General features: G+C 64.8%; 21 protein-coding genes and 1 tRNA gene. 14 read left to right on the forward strand and 8 right to left on the reverse strand.

Features of this window, described 5'->3' with window-relative positions; genetic code table 11:
- Positions 1-7: 7 nt before the first annotated feature.
- Positions 8-559, reverse strand: a complete 552-nt coding sequence (locus tag HNW77_RS14465; RefSeq protein WP_172158572.1) for an ankyrin repeat domain-containing protein — start codon at positions 557-559, stop codon at positions 8-10.
- A gap of 102 nt (positions 560-661) precedes the next feature.
- On the reverse strand, positions 662-1,687 hold the full coding sequence (locus HNW77_RS14470) for an MBL fold metallo-hydrolase (protein WP_172158574.1): 1,026 nt from the start codon (positions 1,685-1,687) through the stop codon (positions 662-664).
- Positions 1,688-2,097: 410 nt separating this feature from the next.
- Between HNW77_RS14470 and tkt the strand changes: the two genes are divergently transcribed.
- The 11 genes from tkt (at position 2,098) to HNW77_RS14525 (ending at position 15,005) form a co-directional block, all read left to right on the forward strand.
- The gene (tkt, locus tag HNW77_RS14475) at positions 2,098-4,158 is read left to right on the forward strand and encodes a transketolase (protein WP_408886856.1); all 2,061 of its coding nucleotides are present in this window, start codon (positions 2,098-2,100) and stop codon (positions 4,156-4,158) included.
- A gap of 110 nt (positions 4,159-4,268) precedes the next feature.
- The gene (locus HNW77_RS14480; protein WP_172158577.1) at positions 4,269-7,127 is read left to right on the forward strand and encodes a bifunctional transaldolase/phosoglucose isomerase; all 2,859 of its coding nucleotides are present in this window, start codon (positions 4,269-4,271) and stop codon (positions 7,125-7,127) included.
- 117 nt (positions 7,128-7,244) lie between these two features.
- Complete coding sequence (gene gnd, locus HNW77_RS14485) at positions 7,245-8,243, forward strand: phosphogluconate dehydrogenase (NAD(+)-dependent, decarboxylating) (protein ID WP_172158579.1); 999 nt, start codon at positions 7,245-7,247, stop codon at positions 8,241-8,243.
- A 150-nt stretch (positions 8,244-8,393) separates the two neighbouring features.
- The gene (zwf, locus tag HNW77_RS14490) at positions 8,394-9,923 is read left to right on the forward strand and encodes a glucose-6-phosphate dehydrogenase (protein ID WP_172158580.1); all 1,530 of its coding nucleotides are present in this window, start codon (positions 8,394-8,396) and stop codon (positions 9,921-9,923) included.
- The gene (locus HNW77_RS14495; RefSeq protein ID WP_172158582.1) at positions 9,920-10,756 is read left to right on the forward strand and encodes a Cof-type HAD-IIB family hydrolase; all 837 of its coding nucleotides are present in this window, start codon (positions 9,920-9,922) and stop codon (positions 10,754-10,756) included. Before zwf ends, HNW77_RS14495 begins: the two co-directional genes overlap by 4 nt.
- Positions 10,757-10,784: 28 nt before the next feature.
- Positions 10,785-11,615: a Cof-type HAD-IIB family hydrolase gene (locus HNW77_RS14500; RefSeq protein ID WP_172158583.1), complete on the forward strand. Its 831-nt coding sequence runs from the start codon at positions 10,785-10,787 to the stop codon at positions 11,613-11,615.
- 1 nt (position 11,616) lies between these two features.
- Complete coding sequence (gene pgl, locus HNW77_RS14505) at positions 11,617-12,357, forward strand: 6-phosphogluconolactonase (protein ID WP_172158585.1); 741 nt, start codon at positions 11,617-11,619, stop codon at positions 12,355-12,357.
- A 98-nt stretch (positions 12,358-12,455) separates the two neighbouring features.
- Positions 12,456-13,157, forward strand: coding sequence for a ribose-5-phosphate isomerase RpiA (rpiA, locus tag HNW77_RS14510; RefSeq protein WP_172158587.1), 702 nt, complete (start codon positions 12,456-12,458; stop codon positions 13,155-13,157).
- Positions 13,154-13,717: a gluconokinase gene (locus HNW77_RS14515; RefSeq protein ID WP_172158588.1), complete on the forward strand. Its 564-nt coding sequence runs from the start codon at positions 13,154-13,156 to the stop codon at positions 13,715-13,717. The genes rpiA and HNW77_RS14515 overlap by 4 nt, the downstream gene beginning before the upstream one ends.
- Positions 13,714-14,187 carry a low molecular weight protein-tyrosine-phosphatase gene (locus HNW77_RS14520; protein ID WP_172158590.1) on the forward strand — a complete coding sequence of 158 codons (474 nt, stop codon included), beginning with the start codon at positions 13,714-13,716 and terminating at the stop codon, positions 14,185-14,187. The genes HNW77_RS14515 and HNW77_RS14520 overlap by 4 nt, the downstream gene beginning before the upstream one ends.
- Entirely contained in the window at positions 14,184-15,005 is an 822-nt protein-coding gene (locus HNW77_RS14525) for a fructosamine kinase family protein (protein WP_172158591.1), read from the forward strand. The genes HNW77_RS14520 and HNW77_RS14525 overlap by 4 nt, the downstream gene beginning before the upstream one ends.
- Before the next feature lie 117 nt (positions 15,006-15,122).
- On the opposite strand, the gene HNW77_RS14530 is transcribed toward HNW77_RS14525, so the two are convergent.
- The 3 genes from HNW77_RS14530 to HNW77_RS14540 all read right to left on the reverse strand — a co-directional run bounded on the left by HNW77_RS14530 (position 15,123) and on the right by HNW77_RS14540 (position 16,547).
- Positions 15,123-15,199 (reverse strand) — tRNA-Asp (locus HNW77_RS14530).
- A 136-nt stretch (positions 15,200-15,335) separates the two neighbouring features.
- Positions 15,336-15,863: a carboxymuconolactone decarboxylase family protein gene (locus HNW77_RS14535; RefSeq protein ID WP_172158592.1), complete on the reverse strand. Its 528-nt coding sequence runs from the start codon at positions 15,861-15,863 to the stop codon at positions 15,336-15,338.
- A 141-nt stretch (positions 15,864-16,004) separates the two neighbouring features.
- Positions 16,005-16,547 carry a peroxiredoxin gene (locus tag HNW77_RS14540; protein WP_172158593.1) on the reverse strand — a complete coding sequence of 181 codons (543 nt, stop codon included), beginning with the start codon at positions 16,545-16,547 and terminating at the stop codon, positions 16,005-16,007.
- A 127-nt stretch (positions 16,548-16,674) separates the two neighbouring features.
- On the opposite strand from HNW77_RS14540, the gene HNW77_RS14545 reads away from it, so the two are divergent.
- The 3 genes from HNW77_RS14545 to HNW77_RS14555 all read left to right on the forward strand — a co-directional run bounded on the left by HNW77_RS14545 (position 16,675) and on the right by HNW77_RS14555 (position 18,525).
- Positions 16,675-17,610, forward strand: coding sequence for a hydrogen peroxide-inducible genes activator (locus HNW77_RS14545; protein WP_172158594.1), 936 nt, complete (start codon positions 16,675-16,677; stop codon positions 17,608-17,610).
- A 98-nt stretch (positions 17,611-17,708) separates the two neighbouring features.
- Positions 17,709-17,834 carry a type B 50S ribosomal protein L36 gene (gene ykgO / locus HNW77_RS14550; protein ID WP_003617324.1) on the forward strand — a complete coding sequence of 42 codons (126 nt, stop codon included), beginning with the start codon at positions 17,709-17,711 and terminating at the stop codon, positions 17,832-17,834.
- Positions 17,835-17,847: 13 nt separating this feature from the next.
- Positions 17,848-18,525: a tetratricopeptide repeat protein gene (locus HNW77_RS14555; RefSeq protein ID WP_172158595.1), complete on the forward strand. Its 678-nt coding sequence runs from the start codon at positions 17,848-17,850 to the stop codon at positions 18,523-18,525.
- 117 nt (positions 18,526-18,642) lie between these two features.
- Here HNW77_RS14555 and HNW77_RS14560 read toward each other — a convergent pair whose 3' ends face one another.
- From HNW77_RS14560 to HNW77_RS14570, 3 genes are all read right to left on the reverse strand, one after another.
- The gene (locus HNW77_RS14560; RefSeq protein ID WP_172158596.1) at positions 18,643-19,605 is read right to left on the reverse strand and encodes a peptidoglycan -binding protein; all 963 of its coding nucleotides are present in this window, start codon (positions 19,603-19,605) and stop codon (positions 18,643-18,645) included.
- Positions 19,606-19,631: 26 nt separating this feature from the next.
- Complete coding sequence (locus HNW77_RS14565; protein ID WP_110569558.1) at positions 19,632-20,678, reverse strand: flagellar motor protein MotA; 1,047 nt, start codon at positions 20,676-20,678, stop codon at positions 19,632-19,634.
- Positions 20,679-20,690: 12 nt separating this feature from the next.
- Positions 20,691-21,122 (reverse strand): OmpA family protein (locus tag HNW77_RS14570; RefSeq protein WP_338033795.1); only part of this gene is annotated, 432 nt, incomplete at its 5' end.

The following is a 21,122-nucleotide window of genomic DNA, read 5'->3' on the forward strand; positions in this document are numbered from 1 at the left end:
GGCGGGATCAGCCCTGCGCGGCGGGGGCGGCCTGCTTCATGGCGGCGAGCAGGGCGGTGCTGCCCTGCCGGGTGGCGAACAGGCGGGCGCTGATGCCCTCGCCATCGCGCAGGTCGGGGTTGGCGCCATGTTCGAGCAGGAAGGTGACCATGGGGTCGCGGTTGAACATCACGGCAAAGATCAGTGGCGTGCGCCCCACGAAGTTGGGCACGTCAATGCCCGCGCCATGCGCCACGAGCACGCGCGCGCACGGCAGGTCGCCCTTGAAGGCCACGCCCGCGAGTGCTGTCGCTCCCTTGGCATCCTGCAGGTCGGGGCTGGCGCCGCCTTCCAGCAGGGCGCGCACGGTGGGTTCGTGGCCGTTATAGGCGGCCAGGATCAGCGCGGTGTAGCCCTTGTCATTGCGGGTATCGGGGTTGATGCCCGCCTTGAGGAATTCGGTAACGAGATCCGTCTGCCCATCCCTTGCGGCGGAAAGGAACAGGGTCTCGATTTCCGCGTTGCTGAAGGATTCGGGTGCGTCGGCGGCGGGGTCGCCGTGGGCGATTGTCTTGCTCATGTGCCTGCCTGGCTGGTCGGATTGCGTGAAACGGGGGCGGAGGCCGGTCCCGTCATGAGCGATCGATCATAGGACGGTTTGGCTGAAAAGAACATCGGGCAATCATGCATCACCGGGCTGATCCCACGCAATGTCGCGGCACGCACCATGGGCCATGATGCCCATCGTATCAGGCGGCAGGCCCGCGTCGCGCACGGCTTTTGCAAGGCGCGTGACCGGCTCGTCCATGGGTTCGTCCGTCAGGCGGAAGGTGCCGAAATGCATGCCGATCCCGCAGCGCGCCCCAAGCTGGCGCAGGCCGGACAGCGCCTCCTCCGGCGTGGTGTGCACGCGCTCCATCAGGGCGCGGGGCTCGTATGCGCCAATGGGCAGGAGGGCGATGTCGGGTGCGCCAAGGCGCTGGCGGATCAGGCGCCAGTGGCGGCCATCGGCGGTATCGCCTGCAAAGAACAGCTGGTGGCCCGCCTCGTCTTGCAGCATGAAACCACCCCACAGGCTGGTATTGCGGTCAAAGGGCGTGCGGGCCGCGCCGTGGCGGGCCGGCGTGCAGGTGATGTGGATGCCGCCTGTGGCCACCGCCTGCCACCAGTCCAGCTCCATGATGCGCGTAAGCCCGGTCCTGCGCATGAAGCGCGCATTGGCGAGCGGTGTGACCACCAGCGGGTTGTCGCCGCGGCGGGCGATGGCGCGCAGGCTGGGCAGGTCCATGTGGTCGTAATGCGCGTGCGAGACCAGCACGATGTCGATGCGTGGCAGGTCGGCCAGCCTGCGGCCGGGCGCGCGCACCCGCTTGGGGCCGATAAAGGGCAGCGGGGAGCAGCGTTGCGAAAAGATCGGGTCGGTCAGGATGGTGAGTGCCGTGCCATCGGGCCGGGGCAGGCGGATGAGAAAGGTGCTGTGGCCGATAAAGGTCAGTTGCACCGTGTCGGGCGCGGGCCGGGCATGCGGGTCGCCGGTGGGGGCGGGGTTTTCAATCCAGGCGGGCCAGTCCGATTTCGGGCGGTTCCACTGCCATTTCAGGATGGCGAGACGCCGCAGGCGCGCAGGCTGCATGCCCTCGGGGCAGATGGCGGGCGGGTTGAAAAAACGCCTGCCATCCGTGTGGTCACTGGCGGGTAGCAGGGGCATGCGTGGGTCTCCATCTGCCGGCGTATCGTGGGGAACAGGTGAAGGGGAGGATGAAGCCCATGTCAAATTCCCGGCCCGCAGGCATGATCGGGCGGAACTGGCGGCGGGCGCATGCGCTGGCATCTGTGGCGTGGATTGGATAACGGCTTGATGAGATGGCTTGTTCCGTCCTGAAGGTCGTGAGAAGGTACGCGCCGTGAAAAGCCTTTGTCCCTGCGCCCTCCCGCTGCCCGCGCGTGCATGCGGGCCGGGCGGGCGTGGGTAGCGCGGAAAGAATAACAAGAAAGGGGTGTCGGCTTCCGCCACGCGGCCCGGTTTGGTCGGAACAACACCCATGGCTGTAAGGAGGCCGGTCCCTCATGCGTTCCTTGTACACATCCCCCCTCATGGCTCCTGAAGGAGGTGGCGGCATGCCCACCAATATCGATACGCTGTGCATCAACACGATTCGCACGCTATCCATGGACGCGGTGCAGAAAGCGAATTCCGGCCATCCCGGCACGCCCATGGCGCTTGCCCCCGTGGGCTACGCGCTGTGGCGTGACGTGCTGAACTATGACCCGGCCGAACCGCTATGGCCCAACCGCGACCGCTTCGTGCTCTCGGTCGGTCATGCGTCGATGCTGCTCTATTCGCTCATCTACCTTGCCGGCATCCGCGACGTGCGCCCCGGCGGCGTCACCAATGACCGCCCGGCGCTCACGCTTGAGGACCTCGAGCAGTTCCGCCAGCTTGACTCGCTCACCCCCGGCCACCCGGAATATCACCACACCGCAGGCGTCGAGACCACGACCGGCCCGCTCGGCCAGGGCTGCGGCAACTCGGTGGGCATGGCCATTGCGGAGAAATGGCTGGCCGAGCGCTATAACCGCCCCGGCTTCAAGCTGTTCGACCATCACGTCTATACGCTGTGCGGCGATGGCGACAACATGGAAGGCGTTGCCAGCGAGGCCGCCTCCATCGCCGGTCACCTCAGGCTGGGCAACCTGACATGGATCTATGACAGCAATCATATCTCCATCGAGGGCTCGACCAACATCGCCTTTACCGAGAGCGTGCACAAGCGCTTCGAGGCCTATGGCTGGCACGTGCTTGAACTCAAGGACGCCAATGACACCGGCGACCTGCGTCGCCTGCTGGCCGAGGCAAAGGCCGAGACCAGCAGGCCCACGCTGATCATCGTCCACTCCATCATCGGCTGGGGCGCGCCGCACCTTGCGGGCACGGCGGAAGCCCACGGCTCGCCGCTGGGTGTGGAGGAAATCCGCGAGACCAAAAAATTCTACGGCTGGCCGGAAGATAAAAGCTTCTATGTGCCCGAAGGCGTGCCCGAGCATTTCCGCGCGGGCATCGCCACGCGCGGGGCGGCAGCCAGCAAGGCGTGGAACGAACTCTTCGCCGCCTACCGCGCCAAATACCCCGCCGAGGCCAGCCAGCTTGACCACATCTTCGCAGGCACCCTGCCCGAAGGGTGGGACAGCGACATCCCGGTCTTTGATGCCGATGCCAAGGGCGTTGCCTCGCGCGCAAGCTCGGGCAAGGTGCTCAACACCATTGCCAGGAACTACCCGTGGATGATCGGCGGCTCGGCCGACCTGTCGCCGTCCACCAAGACGCACCTCACCTTCGAGGGCGCGGGCGACTTCCAGCCGCCGCAATGGGGCGGCACCTATGGCGGGCGCAACCTGCATTTTGGCGTGCGCGAGCATGCCATGGGCTCGATCAGCAACGGGCTGGCGCTGTATGGCATCCGGGCCTACTGCTCGGGCTTCCTCATCTTCTCCGATTACATGAAGCCGCCCATCCGCCTCTCCGCGCTGATGAAGCTGCCGGTGACCTATATCTTCACCCATGACTCGATCGGCGTGGGCGAGGACGGGCCGACCCACCAGCCCATCGAGCAGCTTGCCCAGCTTCGCGCCACCCCCGGCGTGACCGTGCTGCGCCCTGCTGATGCCAACGAGGTGGCCGAAGCGTGGCGCACGCTGGTGCAGATTACCGACCGCCCGAGCGTGCTAGCACTGAGCCGCCAGAACCTGCCCACCATCTGCCGCAAGACCTATGCGCCTGCATCAGGGCTGGCAAAAGGGGCCTATGTCCTTGCGGATGCCGAGGGGCGTCCCGATGTGATCCTCATGGCGACAGGCAGCGAAGTGGGGCTGATCATCAAGGCTGAGGAAAAGCTGAAGGCGGAGGGCATCAAGGTGCGCCTCGTGTCCATGCCGTCATGGGATCTGTTCGAGGCACAGCCCAGGAGCTACCGCGACAGCGTGCTGCCGCCTGACATCACGGCCCGTGTTGCCGTCGAGCAGGCCGCGCAGCTGGGCTGGGACCGTTATACCGGCCTTGCGGGCGAGACGATTGTCATGCACGGTTTTGGCGCCTCCGCCCCGGCGGCCGAACTGGAAGTGAAGTTCGGGTTCACGGTTGATGCCGTGGTTGCCGCCGCCCGCAGGCAGGCCGGAAAATAAAAGAAAACACAGGCAGGCAGGACTCCAGTCCTGCCTGTCGTGTTTTTGGGCAAAGTAGTATTGGCGGTGCGGGTTTGCCGCGTTGCTGAAAAGTAAAGGAAGCACAGTCAATGAGTGCGCGTGAATCTGGTGCTGAAAATCCATTAAAGGAACTGGCGCGTCTGGGTCAGTCCCCCTGGCTGGACTTCATCCAGCGCTCCTATACCGAAAATGGCAGCCTCAAGAAGCTGGTCGAGGAAGATGGCCTCAAGGGTGTGACGTCAAACCCCGCCATCTTCCAGAAGGCGATGGGCCAGGGCACCGATTACGATGCCCAGATCCGCTCCGTGCTGGAACATCAGGTGGTTGACGCGGGCGCGCTGTACGAACTGCTCGCCATTGATGACATCCGCGCCGCGGCCAGGGTGCTCTACCCGGTCTATGAACAGACGAAGGGCGTGGATGGTTATGTCAGCCTCGAGGTCTCGCCCTACCTTGCGCGCGACACCAAGGGCACGCTGCATGAGGCGCTGCGCCTGTGGAAAGCGGTCGATGCCCGCAACCTCATGATCAAGATTCCCGGCACGGAGGAAGGCGTTCCCGCCATCCGCGCCGCCATTGCCGAAGGGCTGAGCATCAACGTCACCCTGCTCTTCTCCATCGATGCGTATAAAAAGGTGCTCGAAGCCTACATCACCGGGCTGGAAGACCGCCTGAGCCGTGGCGAGAGCGTGAAGGGCATCGCCTCGGTCGCGTCCTTCTTCGTCAGCCGCATCGACGTCAAGATCGACAAGGAAATCGACGCCCGCGTGGCCGCGGGTGACAAGCATGCGGCACAACTCAAGGCCCTGCGTGGCAAGGTTGCCATCGCCAATGCCAAGGCGGCCTATGAATACTGGCGGGAAGTCACCGCAAGCCCGCGCTGGAAGAAACTGGCCGAGGCGGGGGCCAACCCGCAGCGCCTGCTGTGGGCCAGCACCGGCACCAAGGACAAGACCTATAGCGACGTGGTCTATGTCGATGGCCTGATCGGCCCCGATACGGTCAACACCATTCCGCCAGCCACGTTCGATGCCTTCCGTGACCATGGCAAGGTGGCCGAGACGCTGACGCAGGACGTGGCGGGCGCGCTGCGGGTGCTGGATGAAGCCAGGAGCCTTGGCCTCGACCTGGATGGTGTCACGCGCAAGCTGGTTGATGAAGGCGTTGCTTCCTTTGCCGATGCGTTTGATGACCTGCTGGGCTCGGTCGCGGCCAAGCAGGCGGCATTCTTGGGCAAGAAGGTCACCTCCACCGCGCTGAAGCTGCCCGCCGAGCTGCAAAAGGCGGTCGATGCGGAGCTGGAAGCCTGGCGCAAGGATGGCACCGTGCGCCGCGTGTGGGACAAGGACGCCACCGTCTGGACCGGCAAGGACGAGGCAAGCTGGCTGAAATGGCTCGACATCACCGATGACCAGGTAGCCGCCCTGTCCAAATTCGAGGATTTCCAGGCCGAGGTGAAGGCGCGCGGCTTCCGCGATGCGCTTTTGCTGGGCATGGGCGGCTCGAGCCTCGGGCCGGAAGTGCTGGCCAACACCTTTGGCAAGCGTGAGGGCTTCCCGCATCTTTACGTGCTCGACAGCACCGACCCGCAGCAGGTGCGTGACTTCGAGAAAAAGATCGACATCAGCAAGACGCTGTTCATCGTCTCGTCCAAGTCCGGCGGCACGCTGGAGCCCAATATCCTCAAGGCCTATTTCTTCGATCAGGCGAAGAAGGTGCTGGGTGACAAGGTAGGTTCGCACTTCATTACCGTGACCGATCCCGGCTCGCACATGGAAGACGTGGCGAAGAAGGATGGCTTCTGGAAAATCTTTTACGGCGAGAAGCAGATCGGTGGCCGCTATTCCGTGCTGTCCGATTTCGGCATGGTGCCTGCCGCCGTGGCGGGCCTGCCGCTGAAACTGCTGCTCGAATCCGCCCAGCGTGGCGAGAAGTCATGTGCCGCCTCCGTGCCGCCCGCGCAGAATCCCGGCGTGGTGCTGGGTGCCGTGCTCGGCGTGGCTGCGCGTGACTTTGGCCGCGACAAGGTCACCATCATCGCCTCGCCCGGCATTTACGACATGGGCGCGTGGCTTGAGCAGCTCATTGCGGAATCGACCGGCAAGGACGGGCGTGGCCTGATCCCCATCGATGACGAGACGATCGGCAAGGCTGGCGTGTATGGCAAGGACCGCGTGTTCACCTACCTGCGCCTGGCCGAGGACCCGTGCCCGAAGCAGGACGCCGCCTTCGCGGCCCTCGTCGCGGCAGGCGAGCCGGTGGTGACCATCGAGCTGCATGAGCGCCGCCAGGTGCTTGAGGAGTTCTTCCGCTGGGAGTTCGCGACTGCGGTGGCCGGTGCGGTGATCGGGATCAACCCGTTCAACCAGCCCGATGTCGAGGAATCGAAGATCGAGACCAAGAAGATCACCACCGCCTATAACGAGACCGGCAAGCTGCCGCCCTACGAACCGTTCGCCAAGGATGGCCCGTTCGCCTTCTATGCCGACCCCAGGAACGTGCAGGCGCTTGGCGGGGCCAGGACGGCAGAGGCCATCCTCAAGGCGCATTTCGCCCGTGCGAAGGCCGGGGATTACGTGGCCCTGCTGGCCTATATCGACCGCGATACCTTCACGCGCGACTGGATCCAGAAGGCGCGGCTGGCCGTGCGTGACGGCCTTAAGCTGGCAACGGCGGCCGAATTCGGCCCCCGCTTCCAGCATTCCACGGGGCAGGCCTACAAGGGTGGGCCTGACACGGGCGTGTTCGTGCAGATCACCTGCGATGATGAGGTGAACCTGCCGGTGCCGGGCGAGAAATATACCTTCAGCATCGTGAAGGAAGCCCAGGCGCGTGGCGACATGGAGGTGCTGGCCGAACGTGGCCGCCGCGTGCTGCGGGTGCACATCCATGGCGACCTGAAAACCGGTCTTGAAAAACTCGGGCTTGATATCGCCCACGCGGTCTGAGCCAGCCGCCCGCCCGTCCCGCCCCCGGCGGGGCGGGTTTTTTGATGGGGGTCATTGGGAAATGGCGCCCGAGGCGATAGGACTACGGGCCTATCCCGCTTCCAGGAGTGTTAGATCATGCAAATCGGTATTGTTGGCCTTGGCAAGATGGGCGGCAACATCTCCATCCGCCTGACCCGCCACGGCCACGACGTGGTGGCCTTCGATCGTGATCCCGCCGTTACCGCCAAGGTATGCGCGCAGGCCGAAGGGGGCCGCGCCACCGCCGCCACCGGGCTTGCGGACATGGTGGGCAAGCTTGCGGGCCGCAAGATCATCTGGCTCATGCTGCCCGCGGGCGAGGTGACCGAGCAGGCGGTGCAGGAACTCGGCGGCCTGATGGGCAAGGGTGACATCGTGATCGATGGCGGCAATTCCTTCTACAAAGATGACATCCGCCGCGCGGCCGAACTTGCGCCCAAGGGCATCGACTATATCGATGTCGGCACCTCGGGCGGCGTGTGGGGGCTGGAGCGCGGCTACTGCATGATGTACGGCGGCACGAAGGAAGCCACCGATCATATCGATCCCATCCTGTCAGCACTCGCACCGGGCATTGGCGATATTGCGCGCACGCCCGGCCGCGACAAGCCCGGCTTTGACCCGCGTGCCGAGCAGGGCTACCTGCATTGCGGCCCGGCCGGTTCGGGCCACTTCGTGAAGATGGTCCATAACGGGATCGAATACGGCATCATGCAGGCCTTCGCCGAAGGGTTTGACGTGATGCGGTCCAAGAACAGCGATGCCCTGCCCGAGAACCAGCGTTTCGACCTGAACATGGCCGATATTGCCGAGGTCTGGCGGCGCGGCAGCGTGGTCTCGTCGTGGCTGCTCGACCTCTCGGCAGGTGCGCTGGCGGGCAACCCGGACCTGTCGAACTACAAGGGCGACGTGGCCGATTCCGGCGAGGGCCGCTGGACCATCGAGGCCGCGATCGAGGAGGCGGTGCCCGTGCCCGTCATCACCGCCTCGCTGTTCACGCGCTTCCGCTCGCGCACCGGCAACAACTTTGCCGAGAAGATGCTCTCTGCCATGCGGTTCGGTTTTGGCGGTCACATTGAGGGTACGAATAACTGACCTGACGCCGGGCCGGTAACTGGCTGCCTGCCCGGATGCTAGGCCTCTGGGCAGGCTCTGGCTGTTCCCATGAAATGACAGCGCGCAATGACTGCAACCGGAACAGCCGGGGGAGGATTATAGCGAACACAGTTCAGGGACAGCAGCACAATGGAAAACATTATTGCCTCGGCAGTCTCGCAGGTGGGCGACACGCACCATGAAGCCGCCCCCCGGCGCAGCCCGCCGGGTTCGTTCGTCATCTTTGGCGGCGGCGGCGACCTGACCCGCCGCCTTCTGCTGCCTGCCATCTACAACCTGGCCTGCGCCGGGCTGCTTGACGATGGCTTTGGCATCGTGGCCGTTGACCGCGCGGACCTGACCGACGCACAGCTCCGCGATAACGTGCGCACGGCCCTTGAGGATTTTACCGCCCGCCGGGGGGCCGAGGCCGTCAAGCTGCGTGAGGATGTATGGGCATGGATGCTGCCGCGCATCCGCTACGTGCAGGGCGACTTTGAATCCATGCAGACCTATCAGGCCGTAGCCGATGTAACGGCAGGGCAGAACTGCATCTTCTACCTGGCCGTCGCGGCCCGCTTCTTTGGCCCCATCGTGGACCGGCTGGGCGAGGCGGGGCTGGTGCGCGAAGGGCCAGACGCCTTCCGCCGCGTGATCGTGGAAAAACCCTTCGGCCACGACCTGCAATCGGCCATCGCGCTCAATACAAGGCTGCTCAACACGCTTGAGGAGCAGCAGATCTACCGCATCGACCACTATCTGGGTAAGGAGACGGTGCAGAACATCCTCGCCCTGCGCTTTTCCAACGGGTTTTTCGAGCCGCTGTGGAATCGCCAGAACATCGATCACGTGCAGATCACCGCCGCCGAGACCGTGGGCGTGGAACAGCGGGCCAAATTCTATGAAGGCACCGGCGCCTTGCGCGACATGGTGCCCAACCACGTCATGCAGCTCCTGGCCATGACGGCGATGGAAGCGCCGATCTCGTTCGATGCCGATGCCGTGCGCAACGAGAAGACCAAGGTGCTCGATGCCATCCACCCCCTTGTCCCTGCCGATGTGGTGCGCGGGCAGTACGCGCCGGGCATGGTGGGGGCAAAGGCCGTGCCGGGTTACCGGCAGGAGCCGGGCGTGGACCCGCATTCCCTGACCGAGACGTATGTGGCCATGAAATTCGGTATCGACAACTGGCGCTGGGCGGGGGTGCCGTTTTACGTGCGCACCGGCAAGCGGCTGGCCGCGCGCAAGACCGAGATCGCCATCCACTTCAAGTCCGCCCCCTATGCCCTGTTCCGTGACACGCCGGTGGACAAGCTGGCCCCCAACATCATGGTCATCCACATCCAGCCAACCGAGGGGGTGACCATGCAGTTCTCGGCCAAGATTCCCGGCCCCTCGGTCAGGCTGGGCGGCGTGCGCATGAAATTCGATTACGCCGAATGGTTCAGCGAAGGGCCAAGCACGGGCTATGAGACCCTGATCTATGACTGCATGATCGGCGATGCCACGCTCTTCCAGCGCGCCGACAATATCGAGGCAGGCTGGCGCGCCGTGCAGCCGGTGCTGGACTGGGGGCAGGATGCCCGCAGCCTCGCCTTTTACGCCGCAGGCAGCGAAGGGCCGGAAGCCGCCGATGCCCTGCTGGCCCGCGACCACCGCCACTGGCTTAAAATTGGATGATGCCCATGACCCCACCCGTTTCCCGCCCGCATGCCGTCAGGCTTGTGGTGTCCGATATCGATGGCACCCTCATTACGCCTGAGCGCGCACTCACCCCCGCTGCCCACAAGGCGGCGGCCGACCTGCGGGCGGCGGGCATAAAGCTCAGCCTGATCAGCAGCCGTGCCCCACGCGGCATGATGCAGTTCGTTCGCGCGCTTGATATCCGCGAGCCCATCGCGGGGCTGAATGGCGGGCTGATCTGTGATCCGGACGGCACCATCCGCGAGCGCCTGTCGCTTGCGCCCGCGGTTGCGAAACAGGCGGTCGAATTCCTCATCAGCCACGGGGTCGAGCCATGGCTGTTCATCGGCCATGACTGGCTGGTGCGCCGCGATGACACGCCACAGGTGATCCATGAGCGCGAGGTGGTGCAGACAACACCCGTGCGGGTGGATGACTTTGCCGGTCATTATGAAAACGTGGGCAAGATCATGGGTGTGGCCTGTGACCCGGCCACCCTGCCAGGCGTGGAGCGCGACCTTGCAAACCTGCTGGGGGGCAAGGCGAGCGTACACCAGTCATCCCCCATTTACCTTGATATTACGCACCCGCAGGCGAACAAGGGCTATGCGGCAAAAGAACTGGCCAAACTGCTGGATATTGATATCCGGGATACGGCATGCATCGGGGATATGAACAACGACATCCCCATGCTGAAGGAAGCGGGGGTCAGCATCGCGATGGGCAACGCGCTTGATAACGTCAAGGCCCATGCCCGCTTCGTGACCCGGCCCAATACCGAGGATGGCTGGGCCTACGCGATGGAACACTTTGTCCTGCCCCGCTCCTGAGGGGCACGGCACAGAAGGGAGAGGCGACATGCCCCACGACGCAGCCGCAACGCCGGCAGGCCAGATCAGGCTGGTACTGGCCGATGTGGATGGCACACTGGTCACGAAGGACAAGATCCTGACCCCACGGGCCATCCGCGCGGTCGAGCGCCTGCGCGAGCGGGGCATCCTTTTTACCATTACTAGCGGCCGCCCGCCCAAGGGCATGAAGATGGTGATCGACCCGCTGAAAATTTCGGAGCCGATCGCAGGCTTCAATGGCGGCATGATGGTCCGGCCCGATTTTACCGTGATCGAGGCCCGCACCCTGCCGGCAGAGACCGCGCGCAAGGTCATCGGCATCATCCGCGACCACAGGGCTGATCCGTGGGTGTATGACGGCAATGACTGGATCGTCTCCAGACTTGATGCCCCGCATGTGGCGCGCGAGCAGTGGACGGTCAAGTTCCCGCCCGTGGTGGGTGATGTCGAGGCGAAGCTGGACCAGGTGGTCAAGATCACGGGGGTGAGCGACGACCTTGATCTGATGAAGCGCCTTGAGCACGACCTGCAGCAGGCGCTGGGCGATACGGCGTCCGCTGCCCTGTCGCAGCCCTATTATGTTGATGTGACCAACAAGGACGCCAACAAGGGCGGCGTGGTGATGGCGCTCGAGCGCCTGCTGGGCATTCCCGCCAGCCAGATGGTGACCCTGGGCGACCAGCCCAACGATGTGCTGATGTTCCGCAAGAGCGGCATGTCGATCGCCATGGGGCAGGCCAGCCCCGAGGTGCAGAAGCAGGCAACCTATGTCTCCACCTCGTGCGAGGCGGAAGGATTTGCCAATGGAATCGAGAAATTCGTGCTGGGAGAAGCCTGACATGACCGCAGGACACGACGTGAAAACCGGGGCCATGGTGGTGCTGCCCGATGCCGAGGCCGTTGCCCAGCATATGGCGAAATGGCTGACCGCACAGGCGCTGGCCAAAAAGGACGGCCCGTTCGTGCTCGCCCTGTCCGGCGGGTCAACGCCCAGGCGGCTGTACCAGATCCTGGCTTCCGCTGAATATCGCGACCGCTTCCCGTGGGCAAACACGCAGTTCTTCTTTGGCGATGAGCGCTTCGTGCCCGAAAGCGATGCGGCCAGCAACTACAACATGGTCGAGACCGAGATGCTGGCGTACGTAAAGGTGCCGCCCGCCAACGTGCACCCCATGCCCACCTCGGGCGAGCCGGTGCAGGCGGCGGCGCAGTACCAGGCGGAACTCGAGGCGGTTTATGGTGGCAAGACGCTCGAGCCCGGTCGCCCGCTGTTTGATGTGGTGATGCTGGGGCTGGGCGATAACGGGCATACCGCCTCGCTTTTTCCACGCCAGCCCGTGCTGGAGGAGAAAAAGCTGTGGGTCTCGACCTGCGTGCCCGATGATGCGCCCCATACCCGGCTCACGCTCACCTATCCCGCCATCCATTCCAGCCGCCATGTGGTGTTCATGCTGGCAGGCGCTGGCAAGCACGAAGCCTTTGCCAGGGTGCGCGCGGGCGACCCGGCGGAACCTGCCAGCCATATCACCACCGAGGGTGAACTCATCTGGCTTATGGACAAGGCAGCGGCGGGGCAATAAGTGCGTGGCGTGCCGTATCGGCGTGATACGGTGCAGGGCCAAATAAAAACGACGGGGCACCCATGGCCGGGATGCCCCGCAGGAAGAGGAAGCAGTGCATGTCCACCAATACGGACCCACGGGCAGAACTGAAGCGGCAGGCCGCCATCGAAGCCGCCGACATGGTCAAGGAAGGCATGGTGGTCGGCCTTGGCTCGGGCAGCACGTCGGCCTTCATGATCGAGGAACTTGGCCGCCGCTGGGCCGATGGCCTGCGCTTTTGCGCCATTCCCACCTCCGAGCGCTCGGCCGAGCAGGCGCGCTCGCACGGGATCAAACTGGTCACGTTTGCCACCCATCCGCAGATCGATATCGACATCGATGGCGCCGATGAGGTCGAGCGTGGCTCGCTCAACCTGATCAAGGGGCTGGGGGGCGCGCTGTTCCGCGAGAAGATCGTGGCGGCCGCCGCGCGCAAATTCGTGGTGGTGGTGGATGACAGCAAGCTTGTCGACCGCCTTGGCACGCGCGTGCCCGTGCCGGTCGAGGTCGCCAATTTCGGCTGGAACAGCACCGCCCGCCAGCTCGAGGCGCTTGGGGCAAGGATCACCCAGCGGCTGGACCGGGGCGGCAATGTGTTCGTGACCGATGGCGGCAACATGATCCTTGACTGCCATTTCGGCCCGATTGCCGATTCCGTCTCCCTGCAGCGCCAGCTCGAGCAGATCGTGGGCGTGATCGAGACCGGGCTGTTCATTGGCCGCACGTCGGAGGTGATCGTGGCCACTGCCGATGGCCTGCAGCGGCTGGGCGTGGCATGACCGGGCGCACCTTGCAGGACCAGGGCATCAGGCCGCTGGTTCTGGTCATCATGGGGGTGTCGGGCTGCGGCAAGACCACGCTGGCCGAAGGGCTGCACAACGTGCTGGGCTGGCCCTATCAGGAGGGCGACCTGCTGCACCCGCGCGCCAATGTGGAAAAGATGGCCGCGGGCATTCCCCTGACCGATGCCGACCGCCTGCCCTGGCTTGAGGCATGCCACAAATGGCTGCTGGAGCGCGTGGCGTCGGGGCAGGGGGGCATCCTGACCTGCTCGGCGCTCAAGCGCTCCTACCGCGACCTGCTGCGCGCGGACGGGGCGGCGGATATCGTGTTCCTCTATCTCGAAATCCCCGAGGACACGCTCTATGACCGCCTCAGGCGCAGGCGCGGGCATTACATGCCGCCCAGCCTGCTGCCCAGCCAGCTTGCAACACTCGAGCCGCCCACGGCGGATGAGCACCCCATCGTGCTGCACCTTGAGGAAACGCCCGCCGCCCTCATTGCCGAGACGCTGGGCATCCTGGCGCAGAAATTTCCCGAACATAAAGGGGCCAGATGACCACCCGCCCTGCCGTCCTGTTTGTCTGCATGGGCAATATCTGCCGCTCCCCGCTGGCCGAGGCCGCTTTGAAGCAGGCAGCACAGGCGGCGGGGCTGGAGGTGATGGTCGATTCGGCGGGAACGGGCAACTGGCATGCCGGCTCCCCGCCCGACCGGCGCGCCCGTGCCGTGGCGCTGCGTCATGGCATCGACATCGGGCGTTACCGCGCCCGCGTGGTCCGGCCTGCTGATTTTACCCGTTTTACCCACATCATAGCCCTCGACCATGCCAATCTGGCGCATCTGCGTGCCATGCAGCCCGAAGGGGCGCGGGCTGCACTCTCGCTGCTGCTCGACCACGTGCCCGACCGGCAGGGCGAGGCGGTGGCCGACCCCTATTATGGCGATGCCAGCGGGTTCGAGGCCACATGGCGCGATGTCAGCGCCGGGGCGGCGGCGCTGGTCAGGCTGTTGCAGGCGCATCCATGAGCCGCCTCGCCCGCCATGCCGCCACCCTGCTGGGCGCGGGGCTATGGAACTGGCACCCGCTGCAGGGCGGCGACATGGCCCAGACCCTGCTGGTCTATCTTAATGACGGGCGCACGGTCGTGGCCAAGAATGGTCCCGACCCGCTGGCCGAGGCCGCCATGCTGCGCGCCCTTGGCGCGACCGGCGCCCCGGTGCCCACCGTGCTGGCAGTGGACGCGGATGCGCTGGTGATGGAATACCGCCCGGCAGAGGGCACGCTGGCGGCCTGCTGGGGCGATCTGGGCCGGGTGCTGGCGCAGGTGCATCAAGCCCGCCCCGAAGGCGGCGTGACGCGCTATGGCTGGGCCGGGGATTACGCCCTTGGCGCGGTCAGGGTGTGCAATGCATGGGCTGATAGCTGGCCCGAATTCTGGGCGCAACGCCGTCTGGGCGTGCATCTGGCGCATGTGCCCATCGACGTGGCCCACAGGCTTGAAAAACTCATGCGCCGCCTGCCCGGCCTGCTGCCCGCAACGCCCGCGCCCGCCCTGCTGCATGGCGATCTGTGGCATGGCAACGTGCTGGTGGCGCACCGGCGCGTGACCGGCCTGATCGACCCGTGCTGCCATTACGGCCACGCGGAGGTGGATCTGGCAACTATGGGCGTGTTTTCGCAGCCGCCCGCGGCGTTCTACATGGCGGAAGGCCCGCTGGAGGCGGGGCATGCGGTGCGCTTTGCCATCTACCGGCTGTGGACCGCGCTGGTGCATCTGCGCCTGTTTGGCGCGACATACCGGCCCATGGTGGCGCAGTATCTTGATGAGGCCGGGGCAGGCTGAGGCTGGAAAGCAGGCGCTTCCGGGTGCCGGCTTTTTTTCAAGAAGACAGCGTTCTTCTGAAGCTTTTTGAAAAAAGCTTCACCAAAAACTTTCCAGTTTTAGAAGGGCACCATAAGGTGGCGCGAGTGACGGGGCTCGAACCCGCGACCTCCGGCGTGACAGGCCGGCGCTCTAACCAACTGAGCTACACCCGCATCCGCTGCAACCCCGTGGGGTGGCAACCATTCGGTGAAAGGGCAAATAACAGGCTGGCCCCATCATGGCAACAGGGCAGGCGAAAAAAAACGCCATGATCTTCCGATTCATGGCGTTTTTTCAGGGCAGGGGCGTTCAGGCAGGAATCTCGACGCCTTCAAGCACAACGGCCAGGCCGCTTACGGTTGCGGCAATGCGCACGGCCGTCTGGATCTGCTCGGTGCTCATGCCCGCCGCGCGGAGCTGCTGCTCATGGCTTTCCATGCACATGCCACAGCCATTGATGGCCGAGACCGCCATGGCCCACAGCTCGAAATCCGCCTTCTCCACGCCGGGCCGGGCAATGATGTTCATGCGCAGGCGCGCGGGCATCTTGGCGTAATCGCCCCCCACAAGGTGCACGAAGCGGTAATAGACATTGTTCATGCCCATGATGGCCGCGGCCGCGCGGGCGGCCTCGAGCGCCTCGGGGGTGAGCTTCGGGCCGTATTCGGCCACGAGCGCGTGGGTCAGCGCCGTGTTGCGCGTGGCAATGGCGGAGGCGACGAACGTGCCGCCAAGCTGCTGGGGCGTGAGTGTGATGTCATTGGCCAGCGAGCCGAGGTTGAGCTTGAGGTCCTTGGCGTAATCAGGCAGCGCGGCCTTGATGGAGTCGATCGACATGGGCTTTCTCCATGGATGTCAGGGGAGATGGGGGGGCACGGCCCCGCTTGTCCCCACGCCTGCGCGTGGCAGGGGTCGGGGCAGGCGGCGCGGGCTGCCGCGCGGGCATGACCCCGCGCGGAAACCCCAGCCGGATAGGGATCAGGCCTTGATGAAGGCGTCGCCCTTCTTCCAGTTGCACGGGCACAGCTCATCGCTCTGCAGCCCGTCGAGGATGCGCAGCACCTCCTGCGGGTTGCGGCCAACCGACAGGTCATTGACGCTGACATGGCGGATGATGCCCTCGGGGTCGACAATGAAGGTGGCGCGGAGCGCGGCACCAGCCTGCTGGGCCATCACGCCGCAGCTTTCGATCAGCTCGCGCTTGATGTCGGCAAGCATCGGGATCTCGAGGGTCTTGAGGTCCTCGTGGTTCAGGCGCCAGTTCAGATGCACGAAGGCACTGTCGATCGACACGCCATACACCACGGCGTCACGGTCCTTGAACTCACCGTTGAGCTTGCCGAAGGCCACGATCTCGGTCGGGCAGACGAAGGTGAAGTCGAGCGGCCAGAAGAACACGACCTTCCACTTGCCTTCGTTGCAGGCATCCGTGATCTGCACGAATTCGCCCTTGAGCCCTTCGGGCCCACCGGGAACGGCGGTCAGGTTGAAGGCGGGAAACTTGTCACCGACTGTCAGCATCAGGAAATCTCCTGTTCGGGTTAAAATATGGAACGGGTCAGTCTCGCAACCCGGCAACTGTATCTATGGCGGGGATACTGCTATCATGCCAGTGAATAATTTATATCTATATTGATCGGCATTATCGATGCTTCCCATGCCTTCCGCCCAGCAGCTCAGGTATCTGGTCGCGCTGGCCGAGTTGCGGCATTTTGGCCGTGCCGCCAAGGCCTGCGCCGTGACCCAGTCCACGCTCTCCGCCGGAATCCTGGCCCTTGAGCGCCAGATGGATGTGCGGCTGCTCGACCGTGACGTGGGCAAGAAGGTCGTGTTCACCCCCCTGGGTGACAGGGTGGTGTGCCAGGCCCGCCATGCGCTCGAGGCGCTGCAGGGCGTGCTCGACATGGCCGTCGCCTCGCGTGAGCCCATGAGCGGGCTGCTGCGGCTGGGCGTCATTCCCACCATCGGGCCGTTTGTCATGCCCACCCTCGTCGCCCGCCTGCCGCGTCAGTACCCGCGGCTGCGCCTTTCGCTCAGTGAAGACCTGACCCATAACGTGATGGAAAAACTGGCGCTGGGCCGCCTCGATCTCGTGCTGCTGGCCATGCCGTGCGAGTGTGCCGATAGCGAGACGCTGCCGCTGTGGCGCGACCCCTTCATGCTGGTCATGCCGCGCGCGCACCCGTTTGCCCGCCTTGACGTGGTGCCGGTGCCCGAACTTGTGCATGAGCGCATGATCCTGCTCGAGGACGGGCACTGCCTGCGCGAGCAGACTCTGGCCATGTGCCGCCAGGCGGGCGGGTGGTCGGGCGCGCAGGACGAGACGCAGTGCGCCGTCACCTCGCTGTTCACATTGGTGGAAATGGTGGCGGCAGGCATGGGGCTGGCGCTGCTGCCGCAACTGGCGGTCGATTCGCCGCTGATGGACTGGACCCGCGTGACCGTGCGCCCCGTAAGCGGCGCGCAGGCCTGGCGCACCATTGGCCTGGCCTGGCGGCCCCGTTCGCCCCGCATGGCGGATTTTCAGGCCATCGCCCCGCTTTTTGTGCCGGATTCGATCCCTCAGGAGAATTTCCTGCTGTAAATGGCGCCAGAATCCGCTACCGGAGTTGACTCGTGGCGCTGGCAAGGGTATTCGGGCGCCTCTTTTGCGGCACATCGCCGCTAGTCGAGGGTCGGATCATGAAAATCAGAAACAGCCTGAAATCGGCCAAGGTTCGGGACAAGGACTGCCGTGTGGTCCGTCGCCGTGGCAAGGTCTATGTCATCAACAAGAAGAACCCGCGCATGAAGGCCCGTCAGGGCTGATTGCCAGGCGGCCTTGACCGTCCGGTTCATCTTTGAACAGCCGCAAGGCCGCGCAGGCAGGTTTTCAGTAACCTGTGTGCGTGGCTTTTCGTGCGTACTCATGCTTGCGGGCAGCCTGTTGTCCCTGCCTGCCCGCGCGGCGGAGGCTCCGCCCCACGGGCTTGACCGGCATGCAGGGCCGCCCGCCAGGGCGCAGGGCAGTACTTCGGCCGAGCCATCGCTCGACAGCCTCGAGACGGAACTGGCCCATGCCGCCACCGCACGCGGCGCGCGTGACCTGCTCGGGCGTATCGAGCAGTTGCGCCTGAAGGATCTGGCGCCCACCACCACGCTGCTGGTGCGCCGCGCGCAGGATGACCTTGACGCCCAGCGCCCGCTTGATGCCGAGCAGGACATGGATGATGCCCTGCTGCTCCAGCCTGATGTCGAGGTGCTGTGGCGCAACCGCGCGCAGGCCCGCCTTGCCGCCGCCAACCCGGATGGCGCGGTGGCCGACCTTGGCGTGGCGCTGCACCATGACGGGCGCGATGTCATGGCGTGGCAAATTCTTCAGGAGACCGAGGCCCAGCGCGGCGACTGGCAGGCCGCGTGGAAAGCATGGCAGCATGTGGTGGAACTCGAACCCACCATTCCCGATGCCGCCCACCAGACCGAGCAGTTGCGCCTGAAGGCTTTTGGCCAGCCCACCTGAAAAAATCTCATTAAAAGATAAAAGTTTTTGGTGAAGCTTTTTTCAAAAAGCTTCAAGGAACGCCGCCTTTTTGAAACAAGGCGGCACCCAAAAACTTTTGATCCTGATCCTTGCCTGTCAGCGATCAGTCAGGCGGAACTCGATGCGGCGGTTGCGCGCATAGGCTTCAGCCGTGGTGCCGTTATCAAGCGGCTGGTAGTCCGAAAAGCCGGTGGCGGCCAGATGGTGGGGGTTGATGCCCTCGGCAATCAGCAGCTTGACCACCGTAATGGCGCGCGCGGATGACAACTCCCAGTTGCTGGGGAAGGCGGTGTGAATGGGCAGCCGGTCGGCATGGCCATCCACGCGCAGGATCCATGGCACATCGGGCGGAATCTGCGCGGCGACCTGCTTGAGGGTCTTGGCCAGTATCTTGATCTGCTCCACGCCCTCGGGCGAGAGGTCGGCGCTGCCTACGGGGAACAGCACCTCGCTTTGGAACACGAAGCGGTCGCCCACGATCTGCACGCCCTTGTGGTCCTGCATCACGCTGCGCAGGCGGCCAAAGAATTCGGAGCGGTACTGCTGCAACTGCTCCACCTTGCGCGCCAGCGCCACGTTGAGCTGCATGCCCAGGTTGTCGATCTTGCGGTCGCGCTCCTGCACGGCCTGCTCGTTCACCTCGAGTGCTGCGCTGACGGCGCTCAGTTGCTCGTTGAGCTGGGCCAACTGCGTATCAAGGGCGGTGGCATGGCTCTGGGCGGTATCGCGCTCGCTGGTCTGCTGGTTGAGCTGGGCGGTGAGCGAAGTGGCGGTGGCCACGTCCGCCTCGTGCTCCTTGTGCAGGGTGGCGATCTCGGTCTGGAGTGCGGTGGTGTGGCTGTGCTCGAGCGAGAGCATCTGGGCCAGGCGGGCCACCTCGTGCTCAAGCTGGTCAAGGGCCTGCTGGCGCTTGTTCAATGTGACGGACAGGAAAGCCTGCCCCAGGACGAACACCAGCAGCACGAAGATGATGACCATGAGCAATGTTGACAGCGCATCAACATAGCCCGGCCAGGCATTCAGTTCGGAACGGATCGAGCGACGGGAACGGCGCGCCATGAAATAACCCTTGCCTTGGTCTGCGGTCAGGAAGCGGAGTGGCCCGTTCCGGGCGTGCTTGCGGCAATGGTGCGTGCCAGCAGGCGCAGGTCGTTGCGGATGTCGGCTGCCATCTGCTCGCGGCCTGCCGCCGATTCCTGCACAAGGCGGGCCAGCAGGGATTCAATGCCCTGCAGGTGGTCTTCGCCCCGGTTGTCGGCCAGTTGGGCCAGGCGGTCGTTCAGCGCGGTCAGCAGGCGCTGTTCCTGCGCGCGCGTCTCCTCGCTGCGCGCCATGAGGGCCTGCAGCTTTTCCATGTTCTCGGCGGTGTGCTCGAGCAGGGCCTGCACGTAGGCGGGCACGCTGGCATCATTGCCGCCCACCTGCAGCCCGCCTGCCGAGAGGCGGGTGATGGTGGCCAGCCATTCCTCAAGCTCGTTGAAGAAGCGGGTCTGGGCCTGCCCTGCCGTAAGATCAAGGAAGCCCAGCACAAGGGCGCCCGCAAGCCCGAACATGGAACCCGAGAACGCCGTGCCCATGCCATGCAGCGGGCCTGCCAGCCCGGTCTTGAGCTGGTCGAACATGGCGTTGGTGTCGCCGCTGCCAACCGACATGTTGCCAATCACGTCGGCAATGGAGCCTACGGTCAGCAGCAGGCCATAGAACGTGCCGAGCAGGCCGAGGAAGATGAGCAGCCCGGTAAGGTAGCGCGAGAGTTCGCGCCCCTCGTCAAGGCGGGCGGAGAGGCTGTCGAGCAGCGACTGCATGACCGGGGCGGAAAGCGTGAGCCTGCGGCCCTTGTCGTGGGTGGCCAGCATCGAGGCCATGGGGGCGAGCAGGCGCGGCGGCGGCGGCGTGGTCAGCCCCTCACGCGGGTGGCGCAGGATGTTGACCCAGCGCACCTCGGGGATGAGGCGCAGGATCATGATGATGTTCCACGCAACACCCAGCACCAGAATGCCGATGATCAGGCCATCGAGATAGGGATTGTTGCAGAACGCCTGATAGAGGGTGGGGGAAAGCAGGGCTGCGACAACCCCGACAGCCAGAAGAAACACAAGAACCCGTAAAAGGTAGGTCGTCGGTCGTGTCACGCAGTGGTTTCCTTAATGCGCCGGTGGCTCGGTTTGGGTGCTTGAGGCCACCACACCGGAACGGGTCACGTCAACACAATCCGCACCCGCGCCCTGGGCGTTCTCATCAGGCAGGCCGACGGCGCGGACATAGATGCGGGTCGGGGCCACGCCCGCGTGGATCAGCACCGAACGCGCGGCAAGCCCGCGGCTCAGGGCAACCCGGCGTGGCGTTGAGGGATCATCGGGGCGGCCTTCGCCATAGGCCACGATGTTGATGTGCTGGTCGGGCAGCTTCTGCATGAGTGTGGCAAATGTTTGCAGGGCCGTCATCATGCGCGGATTCATGTCGGCTGACTGGGTGGCGAAGTGCAGGCGCGTGCCCCCCGTCACCTTTTCCGCCCGGCCGCGTGCCTGCGGGTCGGGCTTGACCTCGGGCGGGGGGGTGAAGGGATGCAGCGGCAC

This window comes from Komagataeibacter melomenusus (assembly GCF_013155395.1).
GTDB lineage: Bacteria > Pseudomonadota > Alphaproteobacteria > Acetobacterales > Acetobacteraceae > Komagataeibacter > Komagataeibacter melomenusus.

What these genes read in the sequence shown, in the direction of transcription:
- HNW77_RS14525 (WP_172158591.1), top strand. Translation starts at nt 14,184, where the DNA reads ATGAGCCGCCTCGCCCGCCATGCCGCCACCCTGCTGGGCGCGGGGCTA.
- HNW77_RS14515 (WP_172158588.1), top strand. Translation starts at nt 13,154, where the DNA reads ATGACCGGGCGCACCTTGCAGGACCAGGGCATCAGGCCGCTGGTTCTG.
- zwf (WP_172158580.1), top strand. Translation starts at nt 8,394, where the DNA reads ATGGAAAACATTATTGCCTCGGCAGTCTCGCAGGTGGGCGACACGCAC.
- pgl (WP_172158585.1), top strand. Translation starts at nt 11,617, where the DNA reads ATGACCGCAGGACACGACGTGAAAACCGGGGCCATGGTGGTGCTGCCC.
- ykgO (WP_003617324.1), top strand. Translation starts at nt 17,709, where the DNA reads ATGAAAATCAGAAACAGCCTGAAATCGGCCAAGGTTCGGGACAAGGAC.
- HNW77_RS14540 (WP_172158593.1), bottom strand. Translation starts at nt 16,547, where the DNA reads ATGCTGACAGTCGGTGACAAGTTTCCCGCCTTCAACCTGACCGCCGTT.
- HNW77_RS14560 (WP_172158596.1), bottom strand. Translation starts at nt 19,605, where the DNA reads ATGGCGCGCCGTTCCCGTCGCTCGATCCGTTCCGAACTGAATGCCTGG.
- HNW77_RS14535 (WP_172158592.1), bottom strand. Translation starts at nt 15,863, where the DNA reads ATGTCGATCGACTCCATCAAGGCCGCGCTGCCTGATTACGCCAAGGAC.
- rpiA (WP_172158587.1), top strand. Translation starts at nt 12,456, where the DNA reads ATGTCCACCAATACGGACCCACGGGCAGAACTGAAGCGGCAGGCCGCC.
- HNW77_RS14520 (WP_172158590.1), top strand. Translation starts at nt 13,714, where the DNA reads ATGACCACCCGCCCTGCCGTCCTGTTTGTCTGCATGGGCAATATCTGC.
- HNW77_RS14465 (WP_172158572.1), bottom strand. Translation starts at nt 559, where the DNA reads ATGAGCAAGACAATCGCCCACGGCGACCCCGCCGCCGACGCACCCGAA.
- HNW77_RS14470 (WP_172158574.1), bottom strand. Translation starts at nt 1,687, where the DNA reads ATGCCCCTGCTACCCGCCAGTGACCACACGGATGGCAGGCGTTTTTTC.
- HNW77_RS14545 (WP_172158594.1), top strand. Translation starts at nt 16,675, where the DNA reads ATGCTTCCCATGCCTTCCGCCCAGCAGCTCAGGTATCTGGTCGCGCTG.
- gnd (WP_172158579.1), top strand. Translation starts at nt 7,245, where the DNA reads ATGCAAATCGGTATTGTTGGCCTTGGCAAGATGGGCGGCAACATCTCC.
- HNW77_RS14495 (WP_172158582.1), top strand. Translation starts at nt 9,920, where the DNA reads ATGATGCCCATGACCCCACCCGTTTCCCGCCCGCATGCCGTCAGGCTT.
- HNW77_RS14500 (WP_172158583.1), top strand. Translation starts at nt 10,785, where the DNA reads ATGCCCCACGACGCAGCCGCAACGCCGGCAGGCCAGATCAGGCTGGTA.
- tkt (WP_408886856.1), top strand. Translation starts at nt 2,098, where the DNA reads ATGCCCACCAATATCGATACGCTGTGCATCAACACGATTCGCACGCTA.
- HNW77_RS14480 (WP_172158577.1), top strand. Translation starts at nt 4,269, where the DNA reads ATGAGTGCGCGTGAATCTGGTGCTGAAAATCCATTAAAGGAACTGGCG.